Origin of the sequence: Paenibacillus terrae (assembly GCF_000943545.1) — a bacterium.
Lineage (GTDB): Bacteria > Bacillota > Bacilli > Paenibacillales > Paenibacillaceae > Paenibacillus > Paenibacillus terrae_A.
Map to the genome: position 1 here is coordinate 145,781 of NZ_JTHP01000004.1, position 26,996 is coordinate 172,776.

General features: G+C 48.3%; 26 protein-coding genes and 3 pseudogenes. 8 read left to right on the forward strand and 21 right to left on the reverse strand.

The window, feature by feature from the left end; genetic code table 11:
• Window positions 1-77: 77 nt before the first annotated feature.
• From fabG to QD47_RS04070, 7 genes are all read right to left on the reverse strand, one after another.
• Window positions 78-827: a 3-oxoacyl-[acyl-carrier-protein] reductase gene (fabG, locus tag QD47_RS04040; RefSeq protein WP_044644900.1), complete on the reverse strand. Its 750-nt coding sequence runs from the start codon at window positions 825-827 to the stop codon at window positions 78-80.
• 52 nt (window positions 828-879) lie between these two features.
• Window positions 880-1,821: an ACP S-malonyltransferase gene (gene fabD / locus QD47_RS04045; protein WP_044644901.1), complete on the reverse strand. Its 942-nt coding sequence runs from the start codon at window positions 1,819-1,821 to the stop codon at window positions 880-882.
• Window positions 1,822-1,902: 81 nt separating this feature from the next.
• Window positions 1,903-2,892 carry a beta-ketoacyl-ACP synthase III gene (locus QD47_RS04050; protein WP_044644902.1) on the reverse strand — a complete coding sequence of 330 codons (990 nt, stop codon included), beginning with the start codon at window positions 2,890-2,892 and terminating at the stop codon, window positions 1,903-1,905.
• An 8-nt stretch (window positions 2,893-2,900) separates the two neighbouring features.
• Entirely contained in the window at window positions 2,901-3,893 is a 993-nt protein-coding gene (plsX, locus tag QD47_RS04055) for a phosphate acyltransferase PlsX (RefSeq protein ID WP_044644903.1), read from the reverse strand.
• On the reverse strand, window positions 3,877-4,473 hold the full coding sequence (gene fapR / locus QD47_RS04060) for a transcription factor FapR (RefSeq protein ID WP_044644904.1): 597 nt from the start codon (window positions 4,471-4,473) through the stop codon (window positions 3,877-3,879). Before fapR ends, plsX begins: the two co-directional genes overlap by 17 nt.
• 277 nt (window positions 4,474-4,750) lie before the next feature.
• Window positions 4,751-4,924 (reverse strand): 50S ribosomal protein L32, encoded by a 174-nt coding sequence (gene rpmF / locus QD47_RS04065; RefSeq protein WP_007429979.1) that lies wholly within the window; start codon window positions 4,922-4,924, stop codon window positions 4,751-4,753.
• 186 nt (window positions 4,925-5,110) lie between these two features.
• Window positions 5,111-5,629, reverse strand: coding sequence for a YceD family protein (locus QD47_RS04070; protein ID WP_044644905.1), 519 nt, complete (start codon window positions 5,627-5,629; stop codon window positions 5,111-5,113).
• A 357-nt stretch (window positions 5,630-5,986) separates the two neighbouring features.
• Here QD47_RS04070 and QD47_RS04075 point away from each other — a divergent pair, with 357 nt between their 5' ends.
• The gene (locus tag QD47_RS04075; protein WP_044644906.1) at window positions 5,987-7,222 is read left to right on the forward strand and encodes a nucleotidyltransferase; all 1,236 of its coding nucleotides are present in this window, start codon (window positions 5,987-5,989) and stop codon (window positions 7,220-7,222) included.
• Here the strand turns inward: QD47_RS04075 and QD47_RS04080 are convergent.
• Window positions 7,212-8,243 (reverse strand): SepM family pheromone-processing serine protease, encoded by a 1,032-nt coding sequence (locus tag QD47_RS04080; RefSeq protein WP_044644907.1) that lies wholly within the window; start codon window positions 8,241-8,243, stop codon window positions 7,212-7,214. The two genes, QD47_RS04075 and QD47_RS04080, sit on opposite strands and share 11 nt — an antisense overlap.
• 233 nt (window positions 8,244-8,476) lie before the next feature.
• Between QD47_RS04080 and QD47_RS04085 the strand changes: the two genes are divergently transcribed.
• On the forward strand, window positions 8,477-9,772 hold the full coding sequence (locus tag QD47_RS04085; protein ID WP_235332178.1) for a nucleoside recognition protein: 1,296 nt from the start codon (window positions 8,477-8,479) through the stop codon (window positions 9,770-9,772).
• Here the strand turns inward: QD47_RS04085 and coaD are convergent.
• The 8 genes from coaD to QD47_RS04120 all read right to left on the reverse strand — a co-directional run bounded on the left by coaD (window position 9,735) and on the right by QD47_RS04120 (window position 16,786).
• The gene (gene coaD / locus QD47_RS04090) at window positions 9,735-10,256 is read right to left on the reverse strand and encodes a pantetheine-phosphate adenylyltransferase (protein WP_044644909.1); all 522 of its coding nucleotides are present in this window, start codon (window positions 10,254-10,256) and stop codon (window positions 9,735-9,737) included. The two genes, QD47_RS04085 and coaD, sit on opposite strands and share 38 nt — an antisense overlap.
• Window positions 10,249-10,887 carry a 16S rRNA (guanine(966)-N(2))-methyltransferase RsmD gene (rsmD, locus tag QD47_RS04095; RefSeq protein WP_044644910.1) on the reverse strand — a complete coding sequence of 213 codons (639 nt, stop codon included), beginning with the start codon at window positions 10,885-10,887 and terminating at the stop codon, window positions 10,249-10,251. The genes coaD and rsmD overlap by 8 nt, the downstream gene beginning before the upstream one ends.
• A gap of 311 nt (window positions 10,888-11,198) precedes the next feature.
• Window positions 11,199-11,321, reverse strand: a complete 123-nt coding sequence (locus tag QD47_RS30485) for a cyclic lactone autoinducer peptide (protein ID WP_014281032.1) — start codon at window positions 11,319-11,321, stop codon at window positions 11,199-11,201.
• A gap of 5 nt (window positions 11,322-11,326) precedes the next feature.
• Window positions 11,327-11,842: an accessory gene regulator ArgB-like protein gene (locus QD47_RS04100; RefSeq protein WP_044644911.1), complete on the reverse strand. Its 516-nt coding sequence runs from the start codon at window positions 11,840-11,842 to the stop codon at window positions 11,327-11,329.
• Complete coding sequence (locus QD47_RS04105) at window positions 11,835-12,467, reverse strand: hypothetical protein (protein ID WP_044644912.1); 633 nt, start codon at window positions 12,465-12,467, stop codon at window positions 11,835-11,837. Before QD47_RS04105 ends, QD47_RS04100 begins: the two co-directional genes overlap by 8 nt.
• 172 nt (window positions 12,468-12,639) lie before the next feature.
• Window positions 12,640-13,758 (reverse strand): acyltransferase family protein, encoded by a 1,119-nt coding sequence (locus QD47_RS04110; RefSeq protein WP_044644913.1) that lies wholly within the window; start codon window positions 13,756-13,758, stop codon window positions 12,640-12,642.
• A 181-nt stretch (window positions 13,759-13,939) separates the two neighbouring features.
• Complete coding sequence (locus QD47_RS04115) at window positions 13,940-15,757, reverse strand: APC family permease (protein WP_044644914.1); 1,818 nt, start codon at window positions 15,755-15,757, stop codon at window positions 13,940-13,942.
• 192 nt (window positions 15,758-15,949) lie between these two features.
• Window positions 15,950-16,786 carry an AraC family transcriptional regulator gene (locus QD47_RS04120; protein ID WP_044644915.1) on the reverse strand — a complete coding sequence of 279 codons (837 nt, stop codon included), beginning with the start codon at window positions 16,784-16,786 and terminating at the stop codon, window positions 15,950-15,952.
• Between the two features lie 139 nt (window positions 16,787-16,925).
• Between QD47_RS04120 and QD47_RS04125 the strand changes: the two genes are divergently transcribed.
• From QD47_RS04125 to QD47_RS04135, 3 genes are all read left to right on the forward strand, one after another.
• On the forward strand, window positions 16,926-18,953 hold the full coding sequence (locus tag QD47_RS04125; RefSeq protein WP_044644916.1) for a beta-galactosidase: 2,028 nt from the start codon (window positions 16,926-16,928) through the stop codon (window positions 18,951-18,953).
• A gap of 193 nt (window positions 18,954-19,146) precedes the next feature.
• Complete coding sequence (locus QD47_RS04130) at window positions 19,147-20,370, forward strand: MFS transporter (protein ID WP_044644917.1); 1,224 nt, start codon at window positions 19,147-19,149, stop codon at window positions 20,368-20,370.
• A 486-nt stretch (window positions 20,371-20,856) separates the two neighbouring features.
• Window positions 20,857-21,624 carry a BclA C-terminal domain-containing protein gene (locus QD47_RS04135; protein WP_044644937.1) on the forward strand — a complete coding sequence of 256 codons (768 nt, stop codon included), beginning with the start codon at window positions 20,857-20,859 and terminating at the stop codon, window positions 21,622-21,624.
• A gap of 163 nt (window positions 21,625-21,787) precedes the next feature.
• On the opposite strand, the pseudogene QD47_RS30490 reads toward QD47_RS04135, so the two are convergent.
• From QD47_RS30490 to QD47_RS04150, 3 genes and pseudogenes are all read right to left on the reverse strand, one after another.
• A pseudogene (locus QD47_RS30490) lies at window positions 21,788-21,925 on the reverse strand (VOC family protein); the annotation flags it as partial.
• Between the two features lie 240 nt (window positions 21,926-22,165).
• Window positions 22,166-22,996 carry a DegV family protein gene (locus tag QD47_RS04145; RefSeq protein ID WP_044644919.1) on the reverse strand — a complete coding sequence of 277 codons (831 nt, stop codon included), beginning with the start codon at window positions 22,994-22,996 and terminating at the stop codon, window positions 22,166-22,168.
• Between the two features lie 16 nt (window positions 22,997-23,012).
• Window positions 23,013-23,456 carry a MarR family winged helix-turn-helix transcriptional regulator gene (locus tag QD47_RS04150; RefSeq protein WP_044644920.1) on the reverse strand — a complete coding sequence of 148 codons (444 nt, stop codon included), beginning with the start codon at window positions 23,454-23,456 and terminating at the stop codon, window positions 23,013-23,015.
• Window positions 23,457-23,583: 127 nt separating this feature from the next.
• On the opposite strand from QD47_RS04150, the gene QD47_RS04155 reads away from it, so the two are divergent.
• Window positions 23,584-24,051: a GNAT family N-acetyltransferase gene (locus QD47_RS04155; protein ID WP_044644921.1), complete on the forward strand. Its 468-nt coding sequence runs from the start codon at window positions 23,584-23,586 to the stop codon at window positions 24,049-24,051.
• A 126-nt stretch (window positions 24,052-24,177) separates the two neighbouring features.
• On the opposite strand, the gene QD47_RS04160 is transcribed toward QD47_RS04155, so the two are convergent.
• Both QD47_RS04160 and QD47_RS04165 read right to left on the reverse strand, forming a co-directional pair.
• Entirely contained in the window at window positions 24,178-24,759 is a 582-nt protein-coding gene (locus QD47_RS04160) for an NAD(P)H-dependent oxidoreductase (protein WP_044644922.1), read from the reverse strand.
• A 72-nt stretch (window positions 24,760-24,831) separates the two neighbouring features.
• Window positions 24,832-25,254, reverse strand: a complete 423-nt coding sequence (locus QD47_RS04165) for a MarR family winged helix-turn-helix transcriptional regulator (protein WP_044644923.1) — start codon at window positions 25,252-25,254, stop codon at window positions 24,832-24,834.
• Between the two features lie 189 nt (window positions 25,255-25,443).
• Here QD47_RS04165 and QD47_RS34035 point away from each other — a divergent pair.
• Both QD47_RS34035 and QD47_RS04170 read left to right on the forward strand, forming a co-directional pair.
• Window positions 25,444-25,716: pseudogene (locus QD47_RS34035) on the forward strand (TetR-like C-terminal domain-containing protein); the annotation flags it as partial.
• A 275-nt stretch (window positions 25,717-25,991) separates the two neighbouring features.
• Window positions 25,992-26,481 (forward strand): annotated as a pseudogene (locus QD47_RS04170) (IS630 family transposase).
• Window positions 26,482-26,996: the final 515 nt, after the last annotated feature.

Genomic DNA, 26,996 nt, shown 5'->3' on the forward strand with positions numbered 1-26,996 from the left:
AATTACAATTAAAATGCCATAGAAGAGAGTTTTCAATCACTACTCTTCTTCGGGGCATGCGGATTAGCTACATGTAGCTACATGTACATGCCGCCATCCACATGCAAAGTCTGGCCCGTCATGTATGAGGAAGCATCAGAGGCCAAAAATAGCACCACATCCGCAATTTCCTCAGGCCGTCCGAGACGGGCCAGCGGAATACCGCTGAGCATATTGTCACGCAAATCATCAGCAAGCACCTGTGTCATTTCGGTATCAATGAATCCCGGGGCTACGCAGTTGACTGTAATACCTCTCGAAGCAAGCTCCCTCGCGGACGATTTGGTAAGACCGATCACTCCTGCTTTGGCAGCCACATAGTTGGCTTGTCCTGCATTGCCGAGTACGCCGACAACGGAAGAAATATTGATGATGCGACCGGAACGCTGCTTCATCATCGGACGAGTCGCTGCCTTGAGGCAATTAAACACACCTTTCAGATTCGTTTCGATCACCTGATCGAACTCCTCTTCCTTCATACGCATGATTAAATTATCTCTTGTTATTCCGGCATTATTCACCAGAATATCGATCTTGCCCCAAGCGCCGATCACATCCTTGATTAACCGATCTGCCTCGTCGGCGCGACCGACATTAGCCTGAACCGTAATAGCTTCCACGCCTTTGGCACGAATTTGCTCCGCAACCTCTGCCGCAGCCGCTTCACTACCAGCGTAGTTTACCGCTACATTAGCGCCTGCTTCAGCCAACGCCAATGCGATACTGCGGCCGATCCCCCGTGACGCCCCTGTAACGAGCGCCGTTTTTCCACTTAATGGCTTAGACATCATCCAGCCTCCCCTTGCAAGTATATAACCGTTAAGGCGATAATTGCTACTTTTAACGGGCCTCCAAGGCTTCCGTTACCGAAACAAGCGATTCCAGGCTGCTTATATTATACAGCTTAACCGTTTTATCGATCTTTTTAACCAGTCCGGTCAAAACACTGCCCGGTCCGAACTCGACAAAAGTGTCAACTCCCTGCTCCAGCAGCCATGCTACACTGTCTTCCCACAATACCGGGGAATAGACCTGCTCGACCAGTAGCTGGCGAATTTCGCCACCCTCACGCACAGGTTTCGCTGTGACATTGGCTACAACCGGAACCTGAGCTTTGGAGAAAGCTACGTCTTCCAGCTTGCCGGACAACTTAATCGCTGCTTCCTTCATCAACGAAGAATGAAAAGGACCACTGACCTCCAAAGTAATAGCACGCTTACCACCCGCTTCCTTCACGCGTTCAGCGACAGCGGCTACGCCCTCCTTCGCACCGGATACGACAATCTGCCCCGGGCAGTTGATGTTCGCCAATTCGACCAGTTGACCGGATTCCGTAATATCACGGCATAGTGTCGCCAGCGCTTCACGGTCGGCTCCCAGTACAGCAGCCATCCCGCCTTGTCCGTCAGGAATGGCTTGTTCCATGAACTCCCCACGAGTACGAACGATCTCAACTGCATCTTCAAATGCAAGTACGCCAGAAGCAACGAGCGCGCTGTATTCTCCAAGACTGTGTCCAGCCACGTAATCAGGGCGAATGCCCTTTTCCTCGAACGCTTCATACAACGCAATGCTCGCCGTCAACAGCGCAGGTTGCGTATTGGATGTTTGCTTCAAGGCTGTATCTGGACCTTCAAAAATCAGTGAGCTTAGCGCGAAACCCAACCGTTCGTCCGCTTGGCGGAACACTTCTCTTGCTGCAGGAACCGCTTCATAAACATCTTTAGCCATACCTACAGCTTGTGAACCCTGACCGGGAAATATAAATGCCGTTTTGCCCATCGTGTATGCACCTCTCTGTATCCAATGCTTGTCCTGTAAAGTACCAGACAAATTCAATATTGTATCAAACCCGCCGCTTTCTTACCAGACAAGAACCGACGCGCCCCAAGTCAAACCACCGCCGAAGCCCACCATTAATACCCGGTCGCCTTCCTTCATGCGACCTTCCTCGGCTGCTTCTACAAGCGCAAGAGGAATTGATGCAGCTGATGTATTCGCATATTTATGAACATTAATGATAACCTTTTCTTCCGGTAGATCCAAACGCTGCATCGCCGATTGAATAATGCGAATATTGGCTTGATGCGGAACGAACAAATCAATATCATCTTTGGAAAGCCCCGCTTTTTCAAGCACATCGACAGTTGCCGTTCCCATAACACGTACCGCGAACTTGAACACTTCGCGTCCGTTCATATAAATATAGTGTTGCTTGTTTTCTACGGTATCCGCACTTGCAGGCAAACGTGAACCGCCAGCTTCCAGCTTAAGCAATCCGCCTCCTGCTCCTTCGGCACCAAGATCAAAGGATTGGAATCCTCTACCCTCAGGTACTTCACCAATTACTACAGCTCCTGCACCGTCTCCGAAAAGAACACAAGTATTGCGGTCTGTATAATCCGTGATCCGGGAAAGACAGTCTGCCCCAATGATTAACGCATTATTATAAATGCCCGTCTTAATAAAGCTCGTCGCAGTTGCTAGCCCATATACAAACCCTGAGCATGCCGCAGACAAATCAAAAGCCGCTGCGCCTTTGGCTCCGAGCTTGTCCTGAAGAATACAGGCAGTCGAAGGAAACGCCATGTCCGGCGTAACCGTAGCAACAATGATCAGATCCAAATCCTGTGCGGTCATACCTGCGGATGCCAATGCCTTAATCGCTGCTTCATAAGCCAGATCGGATGTGGCCTGCTCTGGAGCCGCAATGTGGCGCTCCTGAATTCCTGTACGACTGACAATCCATTCGTCACTTGTTTCCACAATTGCTTCCAAATCTTTGTTCGTCAATATTTTCTCAGGCACGTATTTCCCTGTTCCGATAACACCAACCGACCGCAAATTATTCATATCGTCACTCACTTCCTGCTGATTTCCTTGGATATACTTTCCACCAACTGGTTTTGCAAGGCCGTACGGGCCTGTCTTACCGCGTTTTTGACGGCAATGCCGTCAGATGAACCGTGACCCTTCAAGACGAGCCCGCTCAGCCCCAGCAATGGAGCGCCACCATGCTCTTTGTAGTCCAGCTTATCTTTCAAACCGCGAAGCTCACGCATAATCAGGGCCGCTGCCAGCTTGGTCTTTAAAGATTTACTAAACTGCTCCTTTAAGAGAGAAAATATCGCACCCGCCGTACCTTCCAGCGATTTCAGCATGATGTTTCCGGCGAATCCGTCACACACCAGCACATCGCAATTCCCGGTCAGCACGTCTCTGGACTCTACATTACCTACAAAATTAACAGGCAACTGCTCAATCAGAGGGAAAGCCAGTTTCGTCAGTTCATTGCCCTTCCCGGCTTCCGTCCCAACATTCAGTAAACCCACTCTGGGGGAAGCCACACCATGAACCTTTTGGCGGTACAAGCTACCCATCAGCGCATATTGGGCAAGATGTTCGGGCTTCGCGTCCATATTAGCTCCCAAGTCCAGCGCCAGCACACCCTGATCGTCAATCGTCGGAATCATCGGTGCGAGAGCAGGGCGCTCAATGCCTTCCATTCTCCCGACCACCAGCAACCCTGTCGTCATCAGCGCACCCGTATTACCTGCCGATATCATGGCATCCGCTTCGCCTTCTTTGACCATTCGGCCAGCTACGACCATCGAGGCATCCTTTTTACGTCGTACTGCCTTCACAGGCTCGTCCTGCGCATCTATCGTTTCAGATGTATGGCGAATGCTGAGATTCGCAGGCAACACTCTGCCGTTCAGCACCGATTCGATTCGTTCCCGGTCACCAACCAGCGTAATGTCTGTATCCTTCCATTCCGCCGCCGCAGATAACGCGCCCTCTACTGTCGCCTCGGGAGCATTGTCTCCCCCCATGGCATCAATGGCGATCCGCATGCTGACTTCCTCCTTCGCTATACTCTTCCTCTGTGGAGCGGTAAATGATAAAGTTCCCCTGGAACACCATTTCTTCTCCCACGTAAGCAAACACTTCCACTTTGGCTTTTCCCTTTTGCTCAGGATTTGAACGCACATATGCTTTGGCAATGCACTTTTCTCCCAAATGAACGGGTCGGACAAAGCGAATATCCGCTGAAGCGGTCAACGCTATCTCATCATTAATCACGGCAACAGCCAATGAATTGGCCTGGGCAAACACATAATGCCCCCGCGCAATGCCGGTACGTGAAAAGATATGCTCTTCTTTAATTTCAAAAATGGAAATACCGCTTCTGTCCAACTGGAGATCAACGATATCCCCGATCACTTCATGTAAAGGCAGGGAGCGAACCTGATCGTAGGAACGCTCAGCCATCAGCTTCAGTCGCTCCCGCAGCTCCGGGATACCCAATTCCATCCGATCCAGCCGAATCGTCTGAATGCTCACCTTAAGCTGTCTCGTCAGTTCCTGATCCGTTACGAACGGATTCTCATCAATTAATTGAGTCAGCCGTTGCTGTCTCTGTCTCTTTGGCAAACGTTCGATATCTGTGGCGCCTCCTTTCCCTGCAATAAACTACCGTTCAGCCGACGGTTCGGGTTACTTCACGTGCTAGCGGCGAATGCTTCATGCCGATTTGTCATCTTGTATGTATAAAGAACCCCTTCGGCCCTTCTTTCTTAGAACCTGGTACTAAAACAGTATATAGCATGCCGCCGTAAAAAGAAAGTACGAAGACAAAAAAAAGTAGCGCCTCACTAGAGTGAAGCACTACTTTTCCTGCGAAGATTCCAAAGAATCCGCTTATCGGACATTATTGAGAGATAATCTCTCTAGCTTTGTACGTTCCGCAAACTTTGCACACATGGTGAGCAAGTTTCAATTCGCCGCATTCGGAGCATTTCACCATACCTGGTACTGCCAGTTTAAAGTGAGTACGACGTTTGTCGCGACGAGTTTTGGATGTTCTCCGTTGAGGTACTGCCATTATTCCCACCTCCTTAACCAGATCAACCCGTATAACGGGCGTGACTTCTTATCTCATTCAAGACTGAAGGAAACTGCCGGAAGCAGCTACCTCACAGCCGGTGAATCAAGCCTGCAACATCCATGTGTCGGTTCTGTAACTCCCCTGCACAAGTAGATGATGATTTGTCAGAATTGAACTCAATTCTCATTTAAAAAAATCCTTAAGCCCTGCCAGACGCGGATCAATCTTTTTCGTATCGCCATCGTCACTGTCATCGGAGCCAACGCTCCAGTTTTGTCCGGCCGCAGGAGCGATCCCCTGACAATCCTCACTGCACACAGGCGCAAACGGCACGTGCAGCACAAACAGCTCTTCACAATACGGTGCAATGTCGAAGGAATCCCCCGTCACTGCGATAAATTCGCCATCTTCATCCTTCTCTTCGCCAACCGAAGAGATTTGCTTGAACCGTTCACGGAATTCAATCTTCAAATCCTCGTGCATCGGACTTAAACAGCGTGAGCACAGCATGTCCAGACCTGCGGTCAACGTGCCTTCCACACTCATTAAGCCTTGACCCAGACTAACGGCGACCAAATCGGTCTCCAGCGGGGAAACGGCCGTAACATCAGGACGATCATCCACCAATTCACTCACATTGAGAGCTTCACGGATCGGAAAAGGACCATCACTTGTTGCTACTTTGCGAAAAAATAGTTGCATCGCTATCACTCCAAACAAACAAAAATTATTATACCGACTGATCGAGTCGTTTGTCAACACCTTTCACTTTACACCTCTCACAAATCCATCGGTTTTCCAATGGTTCCGCAAGTTTTATGCGAAAGCGAAAATACGTTGCATGGATCATGTACCTGTGAGTATTCGTACCCCCGCCACTCTTCGTGTACAATAATGCGAGTATAAAGCTTTTTTCTCCAGGTCTCAATGGCCTTGTTCATTTCCGATCACGAAAAAGCAGCATCGCTGCCCCTAAGAACAATCATTAGCTGATGGATAACCATCATTTCTAGGATAGTCACCAGACTAGCAATAAAAGAAAGGAGCCGACGTACAGCCTTGAAAACCCTCGGTATTATTGTAGAATACAACCCGCTGCATAACGGTCACACTCATCACTGGAAGGAGTCTCTTCGCATCACTGGCGCACAGCGCACGGTGGCTGTGATGAGTGGTCCCTTCCTCCAGCGGGGGGAACCCGCGATTGTGGATAAATGGTCCCGCACCGAAATGGCACTCGCCATGGGTGTGGACCTGGTTTTGGAGCTGCCTGTGGCCTATGCCGTCCAGCCCGCAGAATGGTTCGCCCACGGGGCGGTCGCCCTGCTCCGCGCCACTGGCGTCGTCGACGCGCTCTGCTTCGGCAGCGAGAGCGGCGACATCGCCCCACTGCGAGCGCTGGCCCGCGTGCTGGCGGCGGAGCCTGCCGAGCTCAAGGCCGGCATCGCGCAGCGCCTGAGCAGCGGCGCAAGCTATCCCGCCGCTTACGCGGGGGCCGCAGCCGCGCTCGCGGCTGAAGGGACGGACGGCGCTGCGCTAGCCGCCCTCATGCAGCAGCCCAACAATACGTTGGGGCTGCATTACTTGATTGCGCTGGAGCGGCTGGACAGCGCAATCAAGCCCTTCACCGTAGCCCGCACGGGATCGGGCTACCACGAAGCCGTGGCGCCCGCGGACGGAGTCATCGCCAGCGCCACGGCCATCCGCCGTCTGCTGCTGGACGGCGGGCCGGAGGCCGCGTCACCGTACGTGCCTGCGGCGACGCTGGAGATTTTGCGGCGTGAATGGCAAGCCGGACGCGCGCCGCTGCAATGGGAAGCGTTCAGCCAGCCGTTGCTGAACGCCCTCATCACGCGCAGCCCGCAGCAGCTGGCGGAGCTGCACGAGGTGACCGAAGGGCTGGAGCATCGCCTGCGGCAATCGCTGTACACGCTGCCCCAGCCCTCCGTAGAGGCATTACTAGCCGCCGTCAAGACAAAGCGCTACACGCGTACGAAGCTTCAGCGTATGTTCACCCATATTTTGCTGAATCATGCCAAAGCAGATATGGCCCCCTCCGAGCTGGCGAAAGGCCCCGGCTATATCCGCGTGCTCGGCTTTAACGGTGCTGGACGCGAGCTGCTGGCCCAGATGAAGCAGACAGCCACCCTTCCGGTATGGGTCAAGCCGTCAGCCGGATCGCATCCCCATCTGGACTGGGATACAGCCGCAGCCGCCATACACGCGGCCGGAATGCCAAGTCCCGCCATCCGTGACATGTATGCCGATTACTTGCGGCCGCCCGTCATGGTTTGATCGGGAGCTTTTCCATATAAGTTAACGCATCGTCAAGCTTGCGAACCGGAACGAGCTTCATCTTGGTTCCGATTTGCTCGGCTTTGGCCTTGGCTTCCTTATAATTGTCCGCCGGGACGAAAAACAATTCAGCACCCTGACGGTCAGCGGCGACAATTTTATACTTTGCACCGCCGATCGCTCCAACCTTACCGCTCTTATCAATCGTACCCGTACCGGCAACACGATATCCCTTGCTCAGATCACCCGGTGTCAGTTGATTATAGATTTCCATCGTAAACATCAAACCAGCCGAGGGTCCGCCTACATCCGTTGACGTAAAATGAATCGTTTTACGTTCATCCTTTGGCTCTACTTTCTGAACCGTGGCAATGCTGACTCCAAAACCGGGTCGTTGCTTGCCCGTCTCGCTGTCTGTGATGGTCATTAATGGAGCTTGCACCGTCAGCAGCTTGCCATCACGTTTTATCTTCACCTTGGCCATGGTTCCTGCCTTTTCATCCTCCAAGGCGTTTCGGATGGAACGATTATCCGTCACCCTCACCCCGTTCAGCTCCAGAATTTCATCTCCGGGATGAAACACACTATTTGAGCTGGGCACCTTAAATACGTACACATAATCCGGCACAATGCGATAAGGAATATCAGCCCGGGTATAAGCAGCCTCCATCGCAGAAGACTGGGAATCTCCCATATACCACACCTGCTCTGCTGCATATTCGTCTTCGCTCCTGCCGTGCAGTCGATCCTCCTTGCGCTGAATCTCCGAATTGGCATCCAGCTTCGATATACCCAGCATAATGACATTAGCGTAACGCGCCGATACCGTCGTCATCATAAAGGTCCCCCGTTCACTTCGGTCGCCTTCCTGAATGGTTACCATCGGCTTGATTTCATTTGCCCCACCGGGTCCATAGATCAGATATGGGGTTGGCATATATACCAGCACATAGACCATAGCGGCCAGGATCAGAACATATCCGGTTGTAAAAAAAGCTCTATTCTGGTTTATTCGCTTCATCGGTTCTCCCCCCCCTCACAGCCTTAACTTCTCCTATCTCATCAAAACCAACTCTGCGCCGCCTGTTCTCAATTCTTACAAAAAAGCATATTGTTTACCGACAGCGTGTACGAGCACCCTGTGGCGATTACAAACGCGAACAAGCGCTAGAAACAACATACGATGCACTCTACTATATTTATGCACGATGAGGTTCGTTTTTTAAAATGTTAAATCATATCACTTCCAGAGAGGTGAAACCTTTGCTACAAAAGGAAGCCCATTCCGCTCCCTATTGGACAACCCTGTTGCTTGGCCTTGGGGCCATTCTGCTTGTGCTGGCTGTTGTCGCCTCACCGGAAGAGGTGTTCCAAGCCTCTGCCCAAGGGCTTAAGCTATGGTGGAGCATTATTTTTCCGGCCATGCTCCCTTTTTTGATGCTGTCCGAAATGCTTGTAGCCTTCGGTCTGGTGCATGGGCTTGGCGTCCTTCTGGAGCCGTTCATGCGCTCCTGGTTCCGTCTTCCGGGGCGAAGCGGCTGGGTGCTGGCCCTAGGCCTGACCGCCGGATTTCCGGCTACTGCGGAAGCTGTGCGCCAATGGGCACAGCAGGAGGATATGACCAAGCGCCAGCTTAGACGACTGACCGCTATCGCTCATTTCTGCAATCCGATTACCATCCTGCTCGTTATCGGAACAGGATTGTTGCATAATGCTGCTGTAGGCGTCATGCTGCTTGCCGTTCACTGGATCTCCGGCCTATTGGCGGGATGGATTACAGTCAGACTGACTGCTTCCTCAAAAGAATCGCAAAAACGGGAAACGCCAGTTGCCCTCCGGCGAACCTCTGTTTCCCGTACTTCTACCACTCTCATCCGGTCCGCTTGGGACGCCACACGCTCTGCCAGAGAACGGGACGGCCGCAGCTTCGGAAAGCTGCTGGGCGAAACCGTATCCCATGCTGTACAGACGCTTATGATGACAGGTGGATTCATTATTTTCTTTTCCGTGCTGATTCGGTTGCTATCCATATACTCAGGCCAAGGAATATTTTCTTTCATATGGCCCGCGTGGATGGAAATCCATCTCGGTTCCTATGAAATCAGCCGCCTGCCGTATGATCTCCGCACACAAGCGGCTCTGATCAGCGCCGTACTAGGTTGGGGAGGGCTATGCGGCTGGCTCCAAATCACAGCTGTCACCAAACCATCGGACAAAGGCATCACGTTCACCATATCCAGGGTGCTTCATGGCATCATCGCCTTTGTCCTTACACTCGTCGCATGGACGCCTCTTAGCCGTATGACAAGCAATACACTTCCCGCCTATGTTAGCCGTAGCTCTGTTTCTTCCTTCGCTGAAGGCGGTTATGATCCCGCCGCGCATTCCGTCATGGCGGAGAGCAGCAACCTGTGGACACAGTTGGAAAGTCCGTCGCTGTATCCCTGGCAACTGACCGTGTTGTCTATTGTGCTTCTGGGCGCGATTATACTTACACTGCTCGCCATTTCCTTTATGACTTCATGGTGGAGTCGCCGCGCTTGGCGTTGACCTTGGCACGCAGCGCATCCTCGACCTCAGGAGCCACCAGATCTACGACCTTGCCGTCAAAATGGGCGATTTCCTTCACCATACTGGAACTCAGATATGAATAAGTCGGGTTCGTCATCATAAAGATCGTTTCAGCATCCGGGTTCAGCTTATGGTTTGTGGAAGCCAATTGCAGCTCGTATTCAAAATCTGTCACCGACCGGATTCCTCTGACGATAACCTGAGCCCCTTTTTCACGTACATAATTGGCTGTCAGGTCACGGAAGCTGTCCACCTCAATGTTCGGAATATCGCGGGTTACCGTCCGCAGTAGCTCCATTCGCTCCTCCAGAGAAAACAGTGGATTTTTACTAATATTGTTAAGTACCGCGACAATCAGCAAATCAAACTGCCTCGCCGCTCTTTGAATAATATCCTGATGCCCCATCGTCACGGGATCAAAGGTCCCCGGATATACGGCAATACGTGGTTTGTGCTCAGTCATGATGGTCCTCCCCGCCTGATTCAGCTATACCATATTTTTCCATTCCGGCCTCCGTATGTTCTGCATCGTCCGGTTGCTCTACTGCAAAGCGGTAGATAGATAACGTTGTTTCACCATAGACCGCTTTTCTGACCTGTTCGAACGGTCCAAAGCTTTCCAGGTACTTATGTCCCGACTCATACTCCAGCACAATGACTGCCCCGGAACGAAGCAAGTCAAGTTCAGCCATACGGCTCATCAATTCATCACCATGCTTGAGACGATAGGGCGGATCCAGAAAAACAGCATCAAAAAGAGCTCCACGTTTTGCCAGCGCTTTGAGCGCTCGTCCGGCATCATTGCGGAACACTTCAGCCTGTTCTTCCAATCCGGTTTTTCGCAAATTTTCTTTAATGACATCAATACTTTTTGATTCCATATCAATAAAGACTGCCTTGTCCATTCCCCGGCTGAGCGCCTCTATACCCAGGCCGCCACTGCCTGCAAACAGATCAAGCGCGACTCCCCCATCAAAATAAGGACCTATCATGCTAAATAACGCTTCCTTGACCTTATCCGTGGTCGGTCGCGTCCCTGTGCCGGGAACTGCCTTTAACGGCCTTCCTTTGGCACTACCCGATACCACTCTCACGCTGAAACTCACCTATTTTCTATATGTGTTCATAACCATATAAAGATTATGACGTTATCGTACCACATGCATAGCCGTTTGAAAAATGTAGGGTTTGAGGAGGTATAAAAAACCATATCGTGGGCATCCTTAGGATATCGGCATTCAACCAATGTCGTAGACAACCGCGGAGAAGACTTACGTTTCCCCATAAGCTCTTCGTCCGGTTTCTCCTCTCCCATTCGGGCGCTCTTATTGGAGCGCCTGATTTTTTTTGCAAAAAAAGAAGCCGCTCACTGGCAGCCTATGTATATAAGGAAATGAAGTTATACTTATTTAAGCAGCTCCTCGGGCGTATCTCCCTGATAGACATACACATAACTCGCTACCGATACAGCAAATGCAGCAAACATAGACAACGAGGTCGCCAGACCATATACGATTTTTTTGACCATTTTCCTCACCTCCTTCCTCGAATCAACGTTAGGCTTTGGACCAAGAAAGCAACAGCCACTACAGAGGAACCGATTACAAAATTAGTACATACAAGCAGGGAAGATAACAGTCGCAGGAGGGGATAAAACCGGGATGGAATGCGAGACTGCTTTTCAATTCTGGACGGGGCAAACCATAGGACAAGAAGCAGGGATAATCCGGTGAAGAGGTTTGTCCACCAATCATGTAAAGTGATACAGGATATGGCTGTAAAAGCTACAGAGGTCGCCACAACACATGCCATCCCTGTTTTTAGATGGATCCCTCCTGATATTTGGCGCAACAAGGCAAAAGCCACCAGAATCGTCACAGCTTCTGCCGTCCGCCCGGTAACGAACGAGGCAACTAATGTCAGCACAATAATCATGGAAGCATTAATAATGAGAGCCAGCGCATATTTAAGCACCGGGATGGAGGCCGGATGATCCGGCACAGTCCGTTTGATCTGGTTAGCAAGCTTGAAAGCCATGGTTTCAATCATCCCGATACTCCTTTCCAATCGCATAATAGATGAAGAATCCCGATACCAGTGCAAAAAACATCATATTTAACCATACCTCGTTGTAGTACAGCACGATAGAGGTGGATATGAGAGATAAAATAATGAGCGTAATTACAATACCGTATTCAGCTTTAAATTTAAGCTTTTTGAAATTAGCGGCAAATCCGATGCCTTTTCGATACAAAATAAATGTAATGAGCAGTCCTGCCACCGCACTTATCGTTTGCAGCAGATAGCCCTTCAAGGAACCGCCCTGTAGCTCAGAGACTGGCAGGCTCCCGAACATCACTTTTAAAAGCACCGACTGAATAACCGCATAAGCAAAATAACCGGTAACCGTCATAATGCCTGACCACACAATCGGAATTTTCACCACCGTAGCGAGCAAAAAAATAAAAAGCAGCATGTTAATGACAGGCACCAGATAAGCGAGGGAAAATTCCTCTCGCAGCAAATAACTTTGCAGGTTCATAATCAGGTTCACAAAAATCGCTTGCCATACATAAGGAGTCATTTTAACTTTAAAAATACTAAGAATGAGCGTAAACACCGCCACTCCTTCAAGCGTGGAAAAAAGCAAAAAGCCGACAGGCTTCTCAAGCATACGTGCATCTCCTTTTCAATTCCAACAAATCTCATCGGTGTATTCAAAAAACTTGAATGTACATCGAATATAAAGGGCTGTGGCCTACTTTTCAAGAGGTCTTTTCAATGATTTGATTGATTTCTTTAAGCACTTCAACGAAATGTTATCGGATGCAGAAGGAAGTTACAGCTCAGGCAACACTTTCCTTGACCGAATCTTCCTGTGAGCGCACAGACTTCATACGTGATATGATCTTTTTCCCCCAACGGATGCCGGGTTGCTCGATCCATGAATAGGTGAGCCAGGACAAACCTGTGGTCAACAGCAGTGTCATAACAAACATAAGGGTCAAATTAACAACGGGGGAAAATGGTAGCTCAATCTGGCTTACAATCTCCAAAGCAAGCATATGCGTCAAATACATACTGTAGCTAAGGCAACCGATCCATGACCATCCCCGGTTTAACAGCCAAAATGGCTGCCAGTGATACAAAGCATAGGCTCCCAGCAGCAACAGGACACCGATGAGATAATCCGTCATACCTGTACAAAGAGCAAACAGTACGGAGCCAAGCAGCAATACGCCGCTGAACCGGTCCACACTTATCCAATGCCGCTCGTCTTTCCATATCAGGAACAACAATATACCCAGTCCGAAGACAGGCAGTTGGTTCGGAAACCATAAATACAGATAATGCCCCCACAACGGGTGATCACTGATCCATGGAGCATTCGCAAACACCGTGTTCAGCCCAAAACTCAGTAGGAGCGTGCCCATCACAAACCAGGCAGCATGCCGGATCGATCGGATCAGTTTAAATAATAACGGCACGCACAGATAAAACATACATTCCACCGCAACGGACCATTCCACACCGATGATGCTGTTGATCCAGTACGGATTCAGGCCATTCAGAAACAAGATATGAGCTGCGATATTCGCGACAGTGACTCCTTCCTGATCCCCAAGCCAGAAACGGGGCCCTGTCCCGTTCACAACCAAATAGATGATTAACATAACGTAATACAAGGGAGCAATTCGAAAAAAACGACGCACCAGATACGCCGAGACACGCTCTTTTCTGTCACCCGAACGTCTGCTCAAAGACAGAAAGAGTGTAAAAGCACTGGCCAGATAAAATAAAGCGACCCCTTTCGCTCCCAAGCTCAAACCCTTTTGCAACCATCCGTTTAATCCATCCACGTGCTGGCTGACATGTACAAGCAACACGCCCATAATTGCCAGCGCTCTCAGCGTATCTACAAATTGCAGCTTGTTATGTCCCGTTTCACCCTTGTTTCCTGGCATCGTAGCCCTCCATATCCATTCCTTTAAGATACATTTTGTATCTATAATACACAAAACGTATCATTAAAGTAAATATGTCGGTATGGAAAAAACACCCTCCAGCCGCAACGACATGCGGCCAAAAGATGTTCATTTTTTCATGCTATATACGCCTGTTCCCTTGCAAGGACTGTTGTACGATTTATTTGTTTAAATGAAAAGGAACAGTCGTTACAATAACGTCTTTGTAATTGATCAAATAAGCTCTCATCAGCAGGCTGGTCTGGTTGTGCAAAATATTTTCCCACCAGTGCTTCGTGATGAATTGTGGAATAAGGACGGTAATATGATCCTCATCCGCTTTTTTCCACTCCACCGTATCAATGAACTTGCGAAGCGGATTAATAATGCTGCGATAACGGGATTTCAGCACCACCAAACGGATACCTACATCCCATTCTTCCCATTTTTGCTCCATCTTGCGAATCGCTTCATCATCAACACCTACATATACAGCAACCACATTGTCCGACAAGGTCTTGGCATAGCTGATGGTATTCATCACGACCCGTGTAATACCAGCTACCGGAATAATGATCGTATTGCCTTTGACCATAGGTTTATCCTTCGTAATGTCGATCCGCAGTTGCTCGGCTGTATTTTTGTAATGTCCATTGATCTTCATAAAGAAATACAAAACCAGCGGCAGGAAGATAAACACCATCCACACCTGACTAAACTTGGTGAAAATAAAGATAAGCGTAATGGACAGCGTGGTCAGCATCCCGACGGTATTAATAGCAAGCTTGACGACCCAGCCTGACGGCTTGAGACGAATCCAGCGAATCATCATTCCCAGTTGGGAAAGCGTGAACGGGATAAATACCCCTACAGCATAAAGCGGAATCAGATTTCCCGTATTGCCGCCAAATACGATAACCAGCAATGCCGAGAAAATACTCAGAAACAGAATACCGTTCGAGTAACCAAGCCGATCTCCGCGAACCATGAACATATGCGGCATGTATTTGTCTTTAGCCAGCATAAATGCGAGTAACGGAAAGGCCGAATAGGCTGTATTCGCCGCCAAAAACAAGATCAGCGCCGTCACGCCCTGAATGATGTAATACATCACACCACGCCCGAAAGTGGCGTTCGCAATTTGCGAAATGACCGTTTCATGCGGATTTGGACGAACACCATACCAATAAGCCAGCAGGCTGATTCCGATGAACATACACCCGAGAATCAAGCCCATCATCATCAGCGTAGTTGCCGCATTTTTGGCAGCAGGCTTGCGGAAGTTCGGAATGGCATTCGAAACAGCCTCTACCCCGGTTAGCGCCGAGCAACCTGAGCTGAACGCCTTCAGCAGCAGAAACAGACTGACGTTGGATACCGTAGCTCCAAATTGCGGTGCCGCAGCATGGGCTCCTCCTGCCAAGTAATGGATGAAACCGCTAATAATCAGGACAAAGATCGAAACCACAAACAAATAAATCGGTGCAGCCAGCACCGAGGCGGATTCCGTTACCCCGCGCAAGTTCATAATGGTCAAAAAGATGATCATGATCAGTGCAATCGCAATCCGATGATCATGCAATGATGGAAACGCCGATGTTATGGCATCTGTACCCGCCGACGAGCTAACTGCTACCGTTAGAATATAATCGACCAGCAAAGATCCGCCTGCAATCAGACTCGGTGCCCTGCCCAAATTGTCCTGAGCGACGATATAGGCGCCACCACCACCGGGATAGGAAAAAATAGTCTGTCTGTAGGACAGGATCAGAATAACCAGCAATCCCAATACCGCGATGGATATAGGAATGGAATACCATAGGGCAGCGAAGCCCGCTGTAATCAAAACAAGCAGAATTTGCTCCGTTCCGTAAGCTACAGAGGACAACGCATCCGAGGACAGGATGGCCAGAGCCTTAAGCTTGTTTAGTTTCTCATCTTCAAGAGCCGTCGATTTTCGTGGACGACCGATTAGTAATCTTTTGACTTTACTCAGCATTTCGTTAACTCCTTCTTTGGATGAGGGTTTTGCAGAAGAACTTTGGATCAGATGTTATTATGTCACCTGAACCTCAGATTGATGAAACAAATGAACTATTATTTTATACTCCCTCATCCGAAAAAAAACAATAAGGAATGCTCCCTAAAAAGAGCATTCCCGCGTAAGAAAGAGTATTTCGATTAAATACCCTTATAAATACAATAATTTGAACCTTTCAGGGGTAATTCCTTCGGCCTTGCGGAAAGTCGCCACAAAATGACTGACATCACGGAACCCTACGCGCTCGGCGATCTCTTTTACCGTTAAGTGCGGGAAATCAGTCATCATTTCCTTAGCCTTGCGCAGACGTATGACGATCAGATAAGCGTAAGAGGTCACACCGAATGCCTGCTTGAATAATGTATTCAAATGACGGGCGCTGACATTCATCATCACCGCCATATCGGACAGGCCGATATCCGGGCTGGCATAATTTTCTTCCATAAAAGCCAGCACAGGCCCCAAACGTTCTACATTATGAGACAAGGAAGGCATAGAGCTGTATTGACCATGTTTGCGCAGCAAAGTTAGAAAGCGGTACATATTGGCCGAAGCGTCCAGCCCTGATAAATCCCGTTCACTCACCATAGAATGAAGCATACTTTCTCCAAAGCTGTGCAATTCACTATGGGCGTCCCAATGATACCCGCGTGTATGCTTCAACCCTAGCTCAGTCAGCACAGCAGCGGCTATCGGTCCGTCAAACGTAATGTACAGTGTTCGCCATACTTTCGTCGCCCGGCTGTAAGCATGGGACTCGCCCGGCAGCAGCAGAACTCCGGCATGTTCTCCCAAACGGAAAGAGCCCCCCTTGAAAGTGAATACCCCCTCCCCGGACACGGTCTGAATCCAGTGAAAGCAGGGATAGCCCTCCGGCCGGGATACATCCTCCTGCCTGCTGTTAAATCCGATACTTTCGATAAAAAGCGGTAAAGAATGCTCACGCGTAGTTAGAAAAAATCGCAAATGATGGGGAGTTAAAATCATAAAAGGCACCTCCGGCGCACGCGGTTATGTATTCCTTAATGCAGATCCATATTGTTATATCCATGTTCATTTTATTATATTTAAAAGCGTTTACTTGTATTATAAGATAGAATTATTCTTATATATAGAGGTGATTGGCATGATAAGCGGTAAACTGCCTAAAGTATTTTACGGCGGAGATTACAATCCTGAGCAGTGGGATGACACCACACATCAGGAGGACTTACGGATGTTCCAGCTGGCAGGAATTGATATCGCCACAGTCAACGTATTTTCCTGGGCCAAAATTCAGTCGGATGAAATCACATATCATTTTGAATGGCTGGATCAATTCATCGATAGTTTACATGAAAGCGGTGTCTTTGTGTGTCTTGCCACCAGCACTGCGGCTCACCCTGCCTGGATGGCGACCCGATATCCGGATATTCTCAGGGTCGATGCCGACGGGCGCAAACGAAAATTCGGCGGACGCCACAATTCCTGTCCGAACAGTCCCACCTACCGCAAATATGCGGAGAGCATGGCTGACCGACTGGCAGAACGCTACAAAAATCATCCTGCGATCCTCGTGTGGCACGTGTCCAATGAGTACGGCGGGGATTGCTATTGCGATAACTGTGCTGCTGCATTCCGGGTGTGGCTCAAACAAAAATATGGAACACTGGAAGAAGTGAACCGGGTATGGAATACTTCGTTCTGGGGACACACCTTCTATGATTGGAATGAAATTGTACCTCCAAATAATCTGAGCGAGCATTGGGGCGAGAATCACTCCACCTTTCAGGGCATTTCCCTTGATTACGCACGCTTTAATTCAGACAGTATGCTGGAATGCTATTTGCTGGAGTATAACGCGATCAAAAAGCATATCCCCGAAGCTGTCATAACGACTAATCTGATGGGCTTTTTCAAGCAACTGGACTATTTCAAATGGGCAAAGCACATGGATATTGTGTCTTGGGACAGCTATCCGCGGGCTAATACCCCACCGAGCTATACCGCGATGGCCCACGATCTGATGCGCGGTCTTAAGGATGGGCAGCCGTTTATGCTGATGGAGCAAACACCGAGTCAGCAAAACTGGCAAGCGTACAATTCGCTCAAGCGGCCTGGCGTCATGCGGTTATGGAGTTATCAGGCGGTAGCACATGGCGCGGACACGGTCATGTTCTTCCAGCTTCGCCGTTCCATAGGAGCCTGTGAGAAATTCCATGGGGCCGTGATTGAGCATGTCGGTCATGAGAATACACGCGTATTCCGGGAGGTGGCACAGCTCGGCAGCGAGCTTGGCACATTAGGTAATACACTGCTGGATGCAACCGTAAGCGCAAAAGTAGCCATTTTGTTCGATTGGGATAACTGGTGGGCCCTGGAGAAATCAAGCGGTCCTTCTGTAGCGCTGAATTACGTCGATCAGGTGCATAAATACTATGCCGCCCTCTTCCGCCGTAACGTCCAGGTAGACTTGATTTCCGTGGAATCAGATTTCCAGAAATATGATCTCATTATCGCGCCTGTACTCTACATGGTCAAGCCGGGTACAGCGGAAAAGCTGGAACAATTTACTGAACATGGCGGTACCTTTGTCACCACCTTTTTCAGCGGAATTGTGAATGAAAATGATCTGGTCACAACCGGAGGATATCCGGGTAAGCTACGTAAGCTTCTCGGAGTTTGGATAGAAGAAATTGACGCACTTCTGCCGGAGTCACGCAATCGGATCGTATTGAAGGAACAGGTGGGCGCATTACAAGGGGAATATGAATGCGGCTTGCTCTGCGACCTGCTGCATAGCGAAGGTGCTGAGGTGCTGGCGGAGTATGGCGATGATTTTTATCAGGGAATGCCCGTACTGACACGCAATCGTTTTGGTCAAGGCGAAGCATGGTATGTGGCTTCGGACCCAGAAGAAGCTTTCCTGGACGGCCTGCTGGGCTATATTTGTGAGGAAAAAGGGATTCCGTCCTTGCTGCGTGCTCCTGCGGGTGTGGAGGCCAGCGTGCGCTCCAAGGATGGAAAATCTTATTTGTGCATCCTGAATCATAACGCCCAGAAACAGAATTATCATCTGGATGAACAAAAAGGACATGAGCTGCTCAGCGGCGAATTCCTGGAAGGAGATGTTACCATCGAAGGCTATGGCTTTCACGTGCTGGAATTATCATAAATATTTAATACCTCACATTATCGTTCACTTTACGGTATCAGCATTTTGCATCATTCGATTCCCAACGCTCGAAAGTACAATAGATAGACGAACTAAACCGTTTCGATCTATATATTGCTGATTTGAAATCGCTCTTGGGGTTTATGCAAAATAGTCAGTATAAGTGCAATTTCAGGTATCAAAGGAGTTCATCATGAAACGACTGCTATGGATTGGCAGCTTGTCTTATTTTTTAATTGGCCTGGCGCACGTGGTTGTAGGGTCTCTGCTGCCCGTGCTGCTGGACCACTATGGCCGGAATTATACGGAGGGCGGAAGTCTGATCTTCGCCCAATTTTCTGGTTTTCTGGCTGGCGTCCTGCTGTCGCCATGGCTTGCAAGGCAATTCGGCAAACGCCGGACGCTGGTATTCGCCTTGCTGCTGCTGTGTGCAGCAGAAGGGCTCTACTCACTGCTGCCCCCATGGGGTTGGCTATATGCCATCGGAGCAGCAGCCGGCTTTGGCTTCGGTATGGTGGAAGCGGTCATCGGCACCATCGTGATTAGCGGTATTACCGAAGGAACGGGCGCAGCAATGAGCCGTCTGGAAGTCTTCTTCGGGATCGGCGCGTTAGCAATGCCCGCGGTTGCCAGCCAGTTGATCGCCCTTGGCTGGTGGCGGTTGGCCTTCCCTGTCATCTCCGTCTGTGCGGCTGTGGCAGTCGTAGCCTGGCTACGGGGGTCCTTCGGCAAGCTGGATGCCGTATTGGACGAATATGAGCGTTGTGGGGAAAAGCATATGCATTCCGGCCTGGCCCCACATTCTCCGTCCACGGGAGCTTCTAAAGGGGGCCCTGCGGGAAATTGGCGGCTGCTGGCACTGTTTATCATCTTTTTCTTTATCTATGTAGGGACAGAAATGAGCCTTGCCAATTTCCTGCCTTCTATGTTCATTGAGCGGCTGGGCCTGACGCAAGCCGAGGCAGCGCTCAGTGTCACCTGCTTCTGGCTGGCGATGGCCGCCGGGCGGCTGTTCGCAGGCAACATTGCCGATCGTTACGGCTATGGTGTCTTTGTCGCCCTAAGCTCACTGGCGGCGACCGTGCTGCTGTGCGTGTTCCCGCTGGTCAAGGGCACTGCTGTTACCTTTGTCCTTATTGCGCTCCTGGGGCTGGGCATGTCCGGCATATTTTCCATCGCACTCGTTTTTGCCAGCAAAATGATGCCAGGCACAGAAGAATCCACCACCAGCCTGCTGATTGGTGCAGGTGGAGTCGGGGGTGCTCTGTTGCCCTTATGGCTTGGAAACAGCATGGATCGTGGCGGAGCAGTCGCTTCAGCCTGGTTGCTGGCAGGCTTCGCTTGTATCCTCTGCCTGCTTGGCGGCATTCTGTACGTCCTATACATGCGCAAAAAACGGCTTCAAACCGCTTCATAATTACGGCACCGCTTCTTCTGGCGCCTTCCGCTGTTCCTTGGGTGTACCAAGGTAACAGCCGGGGGCGCTATTTTTATATAACTAGATGAATGTACCTGTACAAATACCCATTTTTATCCAAAAATAGATCATTGCCTATCAACCACTGGACAGATGTCCATGCCTGCCCTGGATGAATGGAGTAGTATACAACAAATCGATATGGAGGTGTTTGTATTGGGTCGTCCCGAATTGAAACGAAAGAAAGGCCGTAAAAAAGACGTTTTTATCCGCTCTTGGTTTAGTAAAAAACGTCCGAAGAGAAAATGCCATTCGAAACGAAAGTGCTTTTGCAAGGAAATCGTCGTCAGAAAGCAAATCGTCCATGTAAATATACCTCAAAATGTTTTAGGTATAACAGGCGCAACTGGAGCTATAGGTGCAGCAGGTAACGTAGGTGCAGCGGGCGCTGTGGGTACTGCTGGAGCCGTCGGAACTGCGGGAAATGTGGGCGCTGCCGGAAATGTCGGGGCAGCCGGAAATGTGGGCGCAGCAGGCACTGTGGGTACTGCGGGCACCGTTGGGACTGCCGGAAATGTAGGCGCAGCGGGGGCTGTGGGCACTGCGGGCGCAGTTGGAGCTGCGGGTGCGGTAGGACCAGCAGGTCCCGTAGGTCCTGCGGGTATTGCAGGGGCAGTCGGTCCAGCAGGTCCTGCGGGCATTGCAGGGGTAGTCGGTCCAGCAGGTCCTGCGGGCATTGCAGGGGCAGTCGGTCCAGCAGGTCCTGCGGGTGCGGTAGGTGCCACTGGGGCTACGGGTACCGCAGGAGCAACGGGGGCCACCGGGGCTACAGGAACCGCAGGTGGAATAGCTCAGTTTGGTTATATCTACAACTTAGGATCCCGAGTCGTTCCAATAGAAGCGGATGTCATTTTCGATACGAACGGTATACTTACACCTGGAATTACCCATGCTCCCGGCACTACGCAGATTGCAGTTACCGATGCGGGGAACTATGAAGTTAACTTTTCAGTATCGGGTGTAGAACCAGGCCAGTTTGCCATATTTGTCAATGGCACTCTGGCAGCAGGAACCATATACGGCTCAGGAGCTGGTACGCAGCAAAACACAGGGCAGGCCATCCTCGCTCTAGCATCCGGTGATGTCCTTACCCTACGAAATCATAGCTCTGCCGCTGCGGTTACCCTGCAAACCTTGGCTGGAGGTACCCAAGCCAACGTCAATGCTTCCGTGGTTATCAAAAAATTAAGTTAAACAATGGATACATCCGGTTTAACGTATGGCTGACCTGCTCATCTGCTAATATCAAACACCAGCTTGTTTCCGCTTGGCTCATGCAGAAAATTCATTCACTTCTCCATGGGTTGCATGGCCGTCAAGCTCTATGTGTTTTTTAGCTTCCACAAAGTCCATCGTCAGGAAGCAGCAGTATAATTTCCTTAACCCCTGTCGCATGAGCGGGAGGATGGGGGTTACCTTCTCCATTCCACACATTGCCGCGAATATGGTGATGATACCCGCCTGCGGACACAAATAACGCGGTATCAAACTTTTCCGTGCCTGAGGGCAGCTTTCCATCTATTACAATGTCACCCAACCGACCCGTGCTTCCGGGTAAATCTGAAATTCCTGCGTATGACTTCGTTTGTGCTCGTATGAGTCATATTTTTCCCGTGCTCCATATTATTCATAGTATTTCAATGTGTTTATCGCATTTCAAAAAGGCTTACCCCAACTCAGGCTCGAATTGGCATAAACCTTGATTTAATAAGAGAGTATCATTCACTCCAATAGCTTAAAACGCCATAATAATTCCTTTGTCATTGGCATACATCGAACTGATTCCTCTGGTGGACACAATCAGAATATCCTTAAATTGATAGCGGTTCTTCAACGCATTCATTAGCTTCTCCGCAAGCCCGGGATTATTACAATGGGTAATCACAATGCTTTCCCCCTCCGTAGCCCGACCACTTTTTTCAATCGTATCTGCCAGCTTTTCAATGATTTGATTTTGACCACGCGCTTGGGTAAACAATGCGATATTTCCGTCACCGTCTGAACCCAAAATGGGTCTGATATGCAGGAATGAAAGTATCTTTCCCGTAATTTTATTCATTCGTCCGTTCTTCACCAAATTGTCCAGGTTCTCTAGCACAAAATAGGTTTTCATCTTCGTAATAAAGCTTTCCAGTGAAGAAATAATCTCTCCTTTATGATACCCCTCGTCGATCAGCTTGCGTAACTTTAGAGCTAACAATATTTGTCCAGCCGACGCGCTTTTCGAATCGAATACATGAACATCAGCCCCTTCTTCCTCCGCCATATCCTTACCAACCAATGCACTTGAATACGAACTGGACAGATTGCTGGATATTGTAATGGCAAAAGAAGTATGCTCACCTTGAAATGCTTCCTTATACAGCATAGGTGACGGTGAAGCCGATCCGATCTTGGTTGTACAGGCTTTCATTTCTTCCATAAACTGAGGTAAATCTAGCGTTTCATCATCTATAAAGCATTTTTCTCCCAAAGTCATGTTTAACGGGATCGTCGTGATTTTCATTTCTTCTCTAAGCTCTGTCGTTAAGTCACAGCAGCTATCTGCTATTATTTTATACTTCATCCTGTACACCCTCACATTATGTTATTTTTCCAGTAGAATCCGCATTCATGATACTTATGGAATGCTCGATCAATCGTATAAATTCCTTGACATCGTCATCACCCAAACCCTCTACCAGTGCTTCAAAATAGCCTTCAATTCTCTCTTGTTTTTGTTTAATCAGGGATGCACCTTCTGATGTGAGCCTTACACACATTCGTCGTCTGTCATGCTCAGACATTTCCATAGTCACATAGCCTTTTTTTCTTAAGGCCGTAAGCGCTGCCGTAATTCTTGATCTGGATACATGCAGGTGGTCACTGAGTAAGGATGGATTAATTTCATCATCTTGATGCTGAACTAAATATTGAAGCACATGGTTTTCCCCTTGGATAAGCTCCGTCAGGCTGCTGAATAATTCCATGTCATAAATTCGGTTAACGGATTCTCTCAAATCATCCCTTAATTCATAATCTTTCATAGTGAACCTCCGTAAAACGCATAATACATATAGTTAACTATTAATACTATGTACTATAATGAATTGCTGACGATAATAACAATGAATTATTTGTGAATTTTAACACATGGAGGAGTTGTTACATTAGATGAAACCTTTTACTCTTCGCCAATCCCAAAATTCCGATGTTGAAACCATTGCTCATTTACGGGCCATTGTACTGCGTAACGATTTAACCAGGTTAGGAAGATTTGATGAAGAAAAAGTTCGTCAACGCTTCCGTGATGCATTCGACTCTGTACATACCTGGATCATCGAAGTAGATTCTTCTTTTGTTGGTTGCATAGCTTTTAAACCGACGTTAGACGGTTATTTATTGGAGCATTTTTATATTCACCCCAATTACCAAGGTAAAGGAGTCGGCAATCAAGTATTAAGTAATCTGCTTGAACAAAATGATGTAAAAGGAAAACGTGTAACCTTAAATGTCCTGCAAGGAAGCTCTGCCAGACGTCTTTATGAACGGTTTGGTTTTAAAGTTGAAAGCGAGGATCCTATTGACGTTTACATGTCCTTAATCGTAAAGGGACATTCCAAAACCGTCGAAGGATATTAGCATCTATATTAACTGAACTTAAAAGTTTCATGTATTGCCACTACGCATTCGGAGTCAGCTTATATAGAAGAAAAGGCCAACCAGTTAATGCTGGTTGACCTCATCATTTGAAGACTGGCTTATATTTTACAGTACCGATTTGACGGTGTCTTGGACCTGCTTCAATAGTCCTTTATAGCCATCTTCATCAAGGTAGCCGATACTTCCAAATAGTAAATGACCCACGGATTCAATTCCAACGAAATCAAAAATTCCTGTATCCGAAGTGACTTTCAATCCTGCCGTCATCCCGATTCCATCGTAAATTTCATTCGGTGTACCATGTGTATTTACAATAAAACCTTTTTTGCCTGTAAGAAGCTTATTAATCCCTTCCGGACCAGACGTATATGCAAAGCCGTAGGCAAATACACGATCAACGTAACCTTTCAGGATAGCAGGAAGACCTGTCCACCAAATCGGAGAAATAAAGGTGATCGTATCGGACTGCGAAATGTATTCCTGCTCTACTTTAATATCAGCTGGAGTTTGCCCAGCTCTCATAGCGGCAGTATCCTCAGGTTTTAATACAGGTTGAAAATCAAGGGCATATAGATCGCGTACAACGACTTCGTCGCCTTTTTCTTTCAAGGTATTTACAACAGTTTCCAGTATCGCATGATTGAAACTTTCAGCGTTAGAGTGAGCATAGATGATAAGATGTTTCATTTCAATAACCTCCAGATGTTTTATTGTTATTTTGGCATTCATATAGATATCTATACATTAATTTTAAAAAATTTATAATCTGTTTTTTACATGTTCCAGCAGATATTCCAGTTGTTCTTTTTCTGCGTCTTTGAGACCACCATAAATGGTTTCTTTTAATCTATTGGAGATCACTTCAAATACAGGCTCCAGCTCTTTCCCCTTATCGGTCAGATATATCAGGGTTACTCTGCTATCCTCCCCTTCTTTTTTTCTTTCGACATATCCCAGCTTCACTAGCTTGTCGACCAAAACCGTGACTGTGGGCTGCTGACGGGAAATTTTTTGCGTCAATTCCTTGATAGAAAGCCCGTCCTTTTGATAGAGGAACATTAATATTCCACCATGGGAAGGAACAATCCCTTCAACTCCATAGGATTCGAGTTCAGACACAATCAATTTATTGATCGAGTCTCTGATCGTTCCTATCAGTGCAGCTGCGTTATTTTTTAACATACAAGCATTATTACATAGACATCTATATATATCAAGTATTTTTTGTCAGTCTGATCTGGTTTTAAGTTTAACGTATGAATGCTCTCATCTCACAGACGCATTAAAAAGCCAAAATACCCGAAGTTTCTTACATGACTTTGAGTATTTCGGCTTACATTATGTGACTATCATGACACAAGTAACCAATGCGTCCATAAATATAATTCAGTGGCACCGATCCTGGAAGAACATATTAAGAATCAATTAGAGCAATTCATACTTCAAATCATAACAAGAGAAACAAACAATACAGATCAAAGAACGTTAGAACTTGCTGCAACCATTTTAAGCTGGTCCATTTATGGTGTAACCTTTCGCTGGAATGTGGAGGAAAAAAAAGAATCCCCTGCGGCCTTAGCCGAGAGAGTCGTGCCCTTAATATTCAATGGGGTTGTCTTATCTCTATATAGATTGAACTCGTAAAATTAAGAGCCCCTAAAATGGGTAAGAAGTAGTAAGAACCCAAAAAAAGTGTGGCGATCCGAACGACAACGCAACACGAAATCGAACAACCCACAGAGGCCATGAGAAACACACAAAGCACCCAAATGTATGAGAGATATCTGGCTGTTCGCTTACATCTGGAAGGCCAGACACTCTCTGAGATTTCCACGATTCTCGGTCGCTCGTTTCCTGCCATCAATGGATACTGGAAAAGCTATCGGGATCAGAGAGGCATGATCATTTACTGTTTGAAGATGAGTCTTCCATTCGTGCCTACATGGCTTTGCAATTACAACTGGTTTCCAAAAGGGAAACAACGAAAGATCCCCACCTATGGACAACATCAGGGAGCCAAACTGTTTGCGGCCATCGACTACGAAACCGGGTATGTCACTCACCGTGAAGAAGAACTCGATGCGAAGGCCTTTGAACGCTTCTTAATGGACATCTTAGAGACGTACGCGGGAAACTTGGTGGTTGTTTTGGACAACGCATGTATTCACCATGTTAAAGCGATTCAGCCTTTTTTTGAGAAAGAATCCAAGGTTGCAATTTGTCTATTTACCCAAATATAGCCCGGAACTCAATCCCGCAGAAGGTCTTTGGAAGTGGCTCAAGCAGGATGTCATGAACCATGTATTTTTCCAGAAGTTCTACGTCATCCGCTCTTATGTGACGAAATTTATAAATCACATCAAACGCTCTCCTCAAGTCATTATTGAACGGCTCATGCTTCAGGTATAAAATTTTTCAGTTCAATCTATATATTATGAAATTATGTGGTAAGGTGGCCCGAATGCTTGTTAGCCTGGCCAAGAGCAGCGAAGCTTACAGTTCAGTTAAAGTATTTCCGCAAGCCGCTTAGGCGCGTTATTTCACCAGCTGATGCATTCGCAGGATGGACAAGAAGCACGGAGGATCGGGAGGCATTAAACAAAAGGGCTCGGACCCGTTGAGACATGGGAGTGAAAATCGCTAGGGGCGACATGGAGACGTGCAGGATATGGAACAAATTGGGTAAATTATCCTCACCTTTATTTCTGTATGCCCTTTCAATTGTTCCAAGCTACTTGCTCTTCTGTTTCCTTCTTATCTGACACTTAGCTAAAGGTGAAATCCTGCGAATTCATGAGCCTGAGTGAGAAAACCAAATCATATTGAGGGAGTTTAAAGAGATCCATTAGAACTGTGGAAAACGATACGTCTTTATATGTTATTTCAAGGAAAGTGCAAAAAACGCTCGGGCTTTAACCCGGGCG

Bases quoted from the DNA above. Each gene is read 5' to 3' on its own strand.
- QD47_RS04120 (WP_044644915.1), bottom strand. From the start codon at position 16,786: ATGATTTTAACTCCCCATCATTTGCGATTTTTTCTAACTACGCGTGAG.
- QD47_RS04160 (WP_044644922.1), bottom strand. From the start codon at position 24,759: ATGAAACATCTTATCATCTATGCTCACTCTAACGCTGAAAGTTTCAAT.
- QD47_RS04155 (WP_044644921.1), top strand. From the start codon at position 23,584: ATGAAACCTTTTACTCTTCGCCAATCCCAAAATTCCGATGTTGAAACC.
- QD47_RS04115 (WP_044644914.1), bottom strand. From the start codon at position 15,757: ATGCTGAGTAAAGTCAAAAGATTACTAATCGGTCGTCCACGAAAATCG.
- QD47_RS30485 (WP_014281032.1), bottom strand. From the start codon at position 11,321: ATGGTCAAAAAAATCGTATATGGTCTGGCGACCTCGTTGTCTATGTTT.
- QD47_RS04105 (WP_044644912.1), bottom strand. From the start codon at position 12,467: ATGCTTGAGAAGCCTGTCGGCTTTTTGCTTTTTTCCACGCTTGAAGGA.
- fabG (WP_044644900.1), bottom strand. From the start codon at position 827: ATGTCTAAGCCATTAAGTGGAAAAACGGCGCTCGTTACAGGGGCGTCA.
- QD47_RS04070 (WP_044644905.1), bottom strand. From the start codon at position 5,629: ATGCAACTATTTTTTCGCAAAGTAGCAACAAGTGATGGTCCTTTTCCG.
- QD47_RS04050 (WP_044644902.1), bottom strand. From the start codon at position 2,892: ATGAATAATTTGCGGTCGGTTGGTGTTATCGGAACAGGGAAATACGTG.
- QD47_RS04125 (WP_044644916.1), top strand. From the start codon at position 16,926: ATGATAAGCGGTAAACTGCCTAAAGTATTTTACGGCGGAGATTACAAT.
- QD47_RS04130 (WP_044644917.1), top strand. From the start codon at position 19,147: ATGAAACGACTGCTATGGATTGGCAGCTTGTCTTATTTTTTAATTGGC.
- rpmF (WP_007429979.1), bottom strand. From the start codon at position 4,924: ATGGCAGTACCTCAACGGAGAACATCCAAAACTCGTCGCGACAAACGT.
- QD47_RS04165 (WP_044644923.1), bottom strand. From the start codon at position 25,254: ATGTTAAAAAATAACGCAGCTGCACTGATAGGAACGATCAGAGACTCG.
- QD47_RS04110 (WP_044644913.1), bottom strand. From the start codon at position 13,758: ATGCCAGGAAACAAGGGTGAAACGGGACATAACAAGCTGCAATTTGTA.
- fabD (WP_044644901.1), bottom strand. From the start codon at position 1,821: ATGGGCAAAACGGCATTTATATTTCCCGGTCAGGGTTCACAAGCTGTA.
- coaD (WP_044644909.1), bottom strand. From the start codon at position 10,256: ATGACTGAGCACAAACCACGTATTGCCGTATATCCGGGGACCTTTGAT.
- QD47_RS04100 (WP_044644911.1), bottom strand. From the start codon at position 11,842: ATGATTGAAACCATGGCTTTCAAGCTTGCTAACCAGATCAAACGGACT.
- plsX (WP_044644903.1), bottom strand. From the start codon at position 3,893: ATGCGGATCGCCATTGATGCCATGGGGGGAGACAATGCTCCCGAGGCG.
- QD47_RS04150 (WP_044644920.1), bottom strand. From the start codon at position 23,456: ATGAAAGATTATGAATTAAGGGATGATTTGAGAGAATCCGTTAACCGA.
- QD47_RS04080 (WP_044644907.1), bottom strand. From the start codon at position 8,243: ATGAAGCGAATAAACCAGAATAGAGCTTTTTTTACAACCGGATATGTT.
- QD47_RS04145 (WP_044644919.1), bottom strand. From the start codon at position 22,996: ATGAAGTATAAAATAATAGCAGATAGCTGCTGTGACTTAACGACAGAG.